Here is a 6,830-nt window from a genome sequence, read left to right as displayed (position 1 = left end):
GAGCGCGGGCCGGGCGGCACTACTTGCGCGCGGGTCGGCTGCATGCCCTCGAAGCTGCTCGTCGCCGCGGCCGCGGCGGCCCACGACGCCCGGCACGCGAGCCTGTTCGGCGTCGCGGTTGCGTGCGTGTCGATCGACGGTCCCGCGGTGATGGCGCGGGTGCGGGCCGAGCGCGACCGCTTCGTCGCCGCGGTGCTCGATGGGGTCGACGCCATCCCGGAGGCCAAGCGGCTGGCCGGCGAGGCTCGCTTCCTCGATGCCCGGACGCTCGCGGTCGGCGAAGGCCACCGGGTCGCCTTCCGTTCCGCGGTGATCGCGACGGGGTCGAGCCCGCGCGTGCCGAAACCGCTCCGGTGCCTCGGCGACGCGGTCCTGACCACCGACACGGTGTTCGAGCGTCCCGACCTTCCGGAATCCCTGGCGGTGGTCGGCGGCGGCCCGGTCGGCATCGAGATCGCCCAGGCGATGGCGCGGCTCGGCGTGGCCGTGAGTGTGTTCGACACCGGGTTCGGCCTCGCCGGCCTGAGCGAGCCCGGCCTCCAGCAGCAGGCCGCCGCGATCTTCGCTGAGGAGATGACCCTGCATCTCGGTTCGGAACTCGTCGCGGCCGAGCCCGTTGCCGGCGGCGCAGAGCTGACGTGGACGGAGGCGGACGGCGCCCTGCGCACGCAGACCTTCGCGCGGGTGCTTTCCGCCGCCGGCCGGCCGCCCAACCTGCAAGGCCTCGGGCTCGCGGAGGTCGGCCTTCGCCTCGACGAATCAGGCATGCCGGACTTCGACGCACGAACCCTCCTCTGCGCGGGCGCGCCGATCCTGATCGCGGGCGACGCCAACGCGGTGCGGCCGGTTTTGCACGAGGCGAGTCGCCAGGGCGGCATCGCCGGTCGGAACGCGGCGGCGCTCGCCGCAGGCTCGAGCCTCGAAGCGCCGGAACCCTGGCCGGCGCTCGCCATGGTGTTCACCCATCCGCAGGCGGCGAGCGTCGGGGCGGCGTTCGACGCCGATGCGGACTGCGTCGTCGGCGGGATGCGGTTCGACGACCAGGGCCGGGCGGGGGTCGAAGGCGTCAACCGCGGCGGCATTCGGCTCTGGGCGGATCGGAGCGGGCGCCTGCTCGGCGGCGAGCTGTTCGGGCCGTCCTGCGAGCACCTCGCGCACCTCCTCGCCCACGCGATCGGCGATCGCCTGACCGCCCAAGCGATGCGGGCGCGGCCGATCTACCATCCGACCCTCGAGGAAGGCCTTGCGAGCGCATTGTCTGATCTCATACAAAGACTTGAGCGCTGATCGCATCGCGCGGCATCGTCGTGCTCGAACGCGTCGCGCGGCGTAATGCGGACGCCATTGCGCCCGCCCGTCCCACGGGTCATACCGGGCCGCAGATGAGCCGGTCCCATTCCTGATGACCACGATCGTTGCCGACGGCGATGCGATCGACATGGACGCCCTGACGGCCGAACAGCGCGACGGCCTCGACATCGGGGTGATCGGGCTCGACGCCGCCGGGACGATCGTGTCGTTCAGCGAGGGCGCGAGCGCGCTGACCGGGCTGTCGAGCGACGCCGTGGTCGGCCGCAACTACTTCCGCGAGGTGGTGCCGAGCACCAACGTGCCGAGCTTCTTCGGTCGCTTCCTCTCGGGCACGCGCCGCGGGCAGCTCGACGAGAGCTTCGACTTCGTGTTCGGGCGCATGCCGCAGCCGCTGCGAGCCCGGGTGCGGATGCGGCGCGGGGCTGCCGTCACCTGGCTGACGATCAGCCCCGTCGAGACCCTCGGCGCCGGCCAGCCGCGCGAGGCGGTGATGGCTGCCATCGGCCGCCGGGTCCGGGCCGAGCCGGTCGATCCGCAGCTGTGCGAGCGCGAGCCGATCCACATTCCTGGCTCGATCCAGCCGAACGCTGTGATGCTGGCGGCTGACGCCGGCACGCTGGAGATCCTGGCCCACAGCACCAACGTCCGCGATGTGCTGAGCCGTGCGCCCGAGCGGATCGCCGGCCTGCCGCTCTCCGATGTGCTGCCGAGCGCCTTCGTCGAGACGATCCGCCAGCGGCTGGCCAGCGCCACCCTCGACGACGGGCGCTCGATCCGCCGCACGCTCAAGCTCGCCGGCGACGACCGCGCCAGCTACTACGCCATCGTCCACGCCCATTCCGGCCGGGTCATCGTCGAGCTCGAACTCGAACCCGAGCATCCGGAGGATTTCCGGGTCGCGACCCAGACCGATTCGGAACTCGCCGTCACCCGGCTCCGCGCCGCCGAGACTCTGAACGGCGCCGCCCGCATCGCCGCCCTCGAAGTCCGCGCGCTCACCGGCTTCGAATGCGTGCTGGTCTACCGCTTCGATGGCGACTGGAACGGCGAAGCCATCGCCGAGGACAAGGTGCCGGACTGGTCGCGCGCCCTGCTCGGCCTGCGGTTTCCAGCCTCCGACATCCCGGCCCAGGCGCGCGCTCTCTACACCAAGGCCAAGAGCCGCTTCGTGATCGACCGTGATTCGGTGCCGGTGCCGCTGGTCGCGGCACCTGCGGCCGGCAACGGGCCGATCGACCTCACCTTCGCGCAGCATCGAACGCTGTCGCCGATCCACCTGGAGTACCAGCGCAACCTCGGCGTGAACGGCTCGATGTCGATCTCGATCATGGTCGAGGGGCGGCTCTGGGGTTTGATGATCGGCCATCACCGCCATCCGCACTACGTCGCACCCGAGACCCGTGCCGCCGCGACGGTGCTGACCGACGCCTTCGCCATGCGGGTTCAGGAGATCGAGGCACGCCGGCTCTGGACCGAGCGGCAGGCGCATCTCGACACCGAGGGACGCCTGGTCCGCGGCCTGACCCGCTCGGACGACTTCGTCGCCGCGCTGACCGCCGGCTCGACCACCCTCCTCGACCTGTTCGGCTCGACGGGCGCGGCCATCGTCTCGGGCACCCGCGCGACGCTGATCGGCGCGACGCCCCCCGAGGAGGCCGTCCGGGCCATCGGAGACTGGCTGAAGCAGACGCTGGCGCCGGCCGAGACGACCTATGCCGACGCCAACTTCCCCACGCAGTGTCCCGCCGCCGCCGCGCACCGCGAGATCGCCAGCGGGCTGCTCGCCGCCTTCGTCGACGAGTCGCGCGAGCACCTGCTGCTGTGGTTCCGGCCGGAGGTGTCGAGCACGGTGACGTGGAGCGGCGATCCCCGGAAGCCCGTGCTCGCCGGCAGCGGCCCCGTCGCGGTGCTGCCGCGGCGCTCGTTCGAGCGCTGGGTCGAGGAGCGCACGGGCTTCGCCACCCCCTGGGCCGACTGGCAGGTCTCGCTGGCCGGCTCGCTGGCCCACGCGGTCGAGGGCGTCGTGTTGCGCCAGCGCCGCAAGATCGACGAGCTCACCGGCCTCCTCGCCGAGAAGGAGCGGCTGCTCGCCCAGAAGGATCTGCTGACCCGCGAGATCGACCACCGGGTGAAGAACTCGCTCCAGATCGTCTCGGCCTTCCTGCAGATGCAGCGGCGCCAGGTCACCGATCCGGCCGCCCGGCAGGCCTTCGCCGACACCTCCGCCCGGGTGATGAGCGTCGCCCGCGTCCACGACAGCCTCTACCAGGCGGAGAACGTCGAGGAGGTCGACCTCGGCCAGACCATCGAGGCCCTGTGCGCCGACCTCGCCGGCATGGCCGGCGGCGGACACGCCGTCGACCTCACCGCCGAGCCCGGCCTGATGGTGCCCTACCGCAAGGCGGTGGCGCTCTCGCTGATCGCGACCGAGCTCGTGACCAACGCCTTCAAGTACGCCGCCAAGCCGGAGGGCGTCGGCCGCGTCGCGGTCACCGTCTCGGGTCACGGCGCAGGCACCGTGCGGCTGCGCGTCTGCGACGACGGCGAGGGCCTGCCCGAGGGCTGGTCGGAGACCAAGCCCCGCGCCAACGGCACCGGGGTCGGCCTCGGGATGAAGCTGATCCGGGCGATGCTCGACCAGATCAACGCCCGCCTCGACGTCGACAACGCGCCCGGCGCCTGCTTCACGATCACCGCGTGAGCCTGCACCAGCGGCTGCGCGCCGCGACCGCCTCGGCGCACCAGGGCCTCGAAGACGCGCTCGACTGGCGCGCGCGCGTCGCCACCCGGGACGGGTATCGCGACCTCCTCGCCCGCTTCCACGGCTTCCATTCGGCTTACGAGCCGGCGATCGGCGACGCCCTCGCCGACGCGGCGTTCTGGGGACCGCGGCGGCGGCTTTCCGCGCTGGAGGCGGACCTCGCCCACCTCGGCATGCCGGACGCCGACATCGCCGCCCTGCCCCGACCTTCGGCCGTGACGTTCGCGGATTCTGCGGCGGCGATGGGCGCGCTCTACGTGCTCGAAGGCTCAACCTTGGGCGGCCAGGTCATCGGCCGGCACATCGGTGCGCTCCATGGATTCGCGGATGCGGGCCTCGTCTATTACCGCGCACATGGACGGCAGACGGGCCTGATGTGGAACGCGTTCCGAGCCCGGCTCGACCGCCTGTCGAGCGACGCGGAGGCGGAGGCGGCGCTCGCCTCCGGCACCGCGACGTTCGACGCGCTCAAGGCCTGGCTCTGCGCGCCGGACACGTCCGCCTCGCATCGGGTGGGATGAGGGGCGGCCCGCCTCAGCCCTCGCGGTCCTTTCCGAGCAGCCCGTCGACGAAGGTTTCGAGGCCGGTCCGGCGCGTCCGCTTCAGGCGCTCGGCGGCCAGGATGCCGCGCAGGGCGTCGAAGGCGTTCTGCAAGTCGTCGTTGACGATGACGTAGTCGTACTCGCTCCAGCGCTGGATCTCGACGCGGGCGTTGGCGAGGCGCTTCTCGATCGTCTCCGGGCTGTCCTCGGCGCGGCGTTCCAGGCGGTGGCGCAGCTCCTCCAGGCTCGGCGGCAGGATGAACACCGTCACCACGTCGTCGGCGAGCTTGCCGCGCACCTGGCGGGTGCCCTGGTAGTCGATGTCGAAGATCATGTCCCGGCCGGCGCTGAGCACCTTCTCCACTGGGCGCCGCGGCGTCCCGTAGAAGTTGCCGTGGACCTCGGCCCATTCGAGCAGGTCGTCGCGGGCGCGCAGGTCCTCGAAGGCCTCGCGCTCGATGAAGTGGTAGTGGCGCCCGGCGATCTCGGAGGGGCGCCGGGCCCGGGTCGTCACCGAGATCGACAGGTCGAGGCCCCAGCCGCCGTCGTCGGCGATGGCGCGCGTGAGCGTGGTCTTGCCGGCGCCGGAGGGCGAGGACAGGATCAGGATCAGCCCGCGGCGGGCGATGGAATCCGAGACCGACTGCGAGGGGGCGTCCGTCATCCGCATGCCCCGGCCGTGTTCCGTGCGCCCATCGCCCCGCCCCGTCACTCGACGTTCTGAACCTGCTCGCGGAATTGCTCCACCACGGCCTTCAAGTCGAGTCCGATTCGCGAGAGTGCCACGTCGTTGGCTTTGGCGCAGAGCGTGTTGGCTTCACGCCCGAGCTCCTGGGCCAGGAAGTCGAGGCGCCGCCCGATCGCGCCGCACGCCGCCAGCAGCTCGGACACCGAGGCGAGGTGGGCGCTGAGGCGGTCGAGTTCTTCGCGGACGTCGGCCTTGGCCGCCATCATCACCGCCTCCTGGTGCAGGCGCTCGGGATCGAGGCCGCCGGGCTCCAGCAGGCCCGCGACGGAGGCCGCGAGCCGGGCGCGGATCGCCTCGGGCCTGCGTGCCGGGCAGCTCTCGGCGTCCTGCGTCAGCGCCGCCATCCGCGCGACCTGCGCCGCCACGATCTCCTCAAGCTGTCGGCCCTCGGCGCGGCGCGCCTCGACGAGGTCGGCGACCAGCCGGACGACGCCCTCCGCGAGGTCGCGGGCCAGCGCATCGGGATCGGTGGCGGCCTCGTCCTCGGACTCGATCACACCGCGGATCGACAGCAGCCCGTCCATCGTCGCGGGCGCGATCCCCTCCGGCACTGGCACGCGGGCGACGGCCTCGGCGAGCCGGGCCAGCAGCGCCTCGTCGATCCGCACCCGGGCCTTGCTCTCGGGCCGCGTGAGGTTCAGCGACAGCTGGCACTGGCCGCGGGACAGCGTCTTCTGCAGGGCGATGCGCGCGACCTCGCCAACCGCGTCGTAACCGTTCGGCACCCGCAGCCGGACGTCGAGCCCGCGCCCGTTGACGCTGCGGACCTCCCAGGCCCACTGCACCGGCCCGGTGGTGCCGGCGGCCCGGGCGAACCCGGTCATGCTCGCGATCATGGTCGTGCGATGCCCTGCGTTGCGACGGGGTAAGTTTTGCTGTGACGAGGAGCCTACAGGAACGCGTTCACTTCCACCGTGAACCCGCCCGGCGCCTGGAAGTAGAAGGTCACGCGCCCGTGCTCCTCGCGCGGCGCCTCCGGTGAAAAGCCGCCATCGGTGAGCTGGGTGTGGATCGCGTGGACCTGCTCCACGCGCTCCTGGATGAAGCCGATGTGGAAGATCTTGGGGTAGGTCGCATCCTTCACGCGGAACAGGCTGAGGATGCCGCCGCCGTCGTCGGTGAGGAAGGCCATCTTGTCGTCGACCGGCATCCCTGTGCGGCGAAGCCCGAAATAGGTCTCGAACATCAAGACGGTGGCCGGGACCTCGGTGACGCCGAGGTTGACGTGGTTCAGGTGCATCGGCTCGTCCTGGATGGTGCGTGCGGACGGCGCCGCGGCGTCGGGTACGATCAAGGCTGCTTCAGCGCCGGCACGGTCTTGGGCGAGCCGAGGTCGTAGGTCTTGTTCTTCAGCGGGTCGAGCTTCGTGCCCTCCGAGGCGTCGAAGGCCTTCGGCCGCGGGGCGCCGGGCGCCATGGTCGCGCCGTCGAGCGCGTAGGCGTTCGTCGGCGGCGCGAAGGCCGAGGCG

At 72.0% G+C, this 6,830-nt stretch carries 6 protein-coding genes and 1 pseudogene; 3 read left to right on the top strand and 4 right to left on the bottom strand.

Going from position 1 to position 6,830, the window contains the following annotated elements; translation table 11 throughout:
* The 3 genes from FV222_RS13820 to FV222_RS13810 all read left to right on the top strand — a co-directional run.
* Window positions 1-1,287: dihydrolipoyl dehydrogenase (locus FV222_RS13820; RefSeq protein WP_147814678.1), on the top strand; the 1,287-nt coding region annotated here is incomplete at its 5' end.
* A 115-nt stretch (window positions 1,288-1,402) separates the two neighbouring features.
* The gene (locus tag FV222_RS13815) at window positions 1,403-4,012 is read left to right on the top strand and encodes a histidine kinase dimerization/phosphoacceptor domain -containing protein (protein ID WP_147814676.1); all 2,610 of its coding nucleotides are present in this window, start codon (window positions 1,403-1,405) and stop codon (window positions 4,010-4,012) included.
* A complete protein-coding gene (locus FV222_RS13810; protein ID WP_147814674.1) occupies window positions 4,009-4,593 on the top strand; it encodes a biliverdin-producing heme oxygenase in 585 nt (194 codons plus the stop codon). Before FV222_RS13815 ends, FV222_RS13810 begins: the two co-directional genes overlap by 4 nt.
* Window positions 4,594-4,606: 13 nt before the next feature.
* On the opposite strand, the gene gmk is transcribed toward FV222_RS13810, so the two are convergent.
* The 4 genes and pseudogenes from gmk to FV222_RS31190 all read right to left on the bottom strand — a co-directional run.
* A complete protein-coding gene (gene gmk / locus FV222_RS13805; RefSeq protein WP_147763714.1) occupies window positions 4,607-5,278 on the bottom strand; it encodes a guanylate kinase in 672 nt (223 codons plus the stop codon).
* A 44-nt stretch (window positions 5,279-5,322) separates the two neighbouring features.
* Window positions 5,323-6,198, bottom strand: coding sequence for a YicC/YloC family endoribonuclease (locus FV222_RS13800; RefSeq protein WP_147814672.1), 876 nt, complete (start codon window positions 6,196-6,198; stop codon window positions 5,323-5,325).
* Between the two features lie 53 nt (window positions 6,199-6,251).
* Window positions 6,252-6,656 carry a VOC family protein gene (locus FV222_RS13795; RefSeq protein ID WP_210248486.1) on the bottom strand — a complete coding sequence of 135 codons (405 nt, stop codon included), beginning with the start codon at window positions 6,654-6,656 and terminating at the stop codon, window positions 6,252-6,254.
* Window positions 6,653-6,830: pseudogene (locus tag FV222_RS31190) on the bottom strand (aminodeoxychorismate lyase); the annotation flags it as partial. The pseudogene FV222_RS31190 and the gene FV222_RS13795, both read right to left, overlap by 4 nt.

The sequence above is a fragment of the Methylobacterium sp. WL103 genome, assembly GCF_008039885.1.
Lineage (GTDB): Bacteria > Pseudomonadota > Alphaproteobacteria > Rhizobiales > Beijerinckiaceae > Methylobacterium > Methylobacterium cerastii.
Note: the sequence above shows the minus strand (reverse complement) of the source record. Positions and strands in the feature narration are given on the sequence as shown.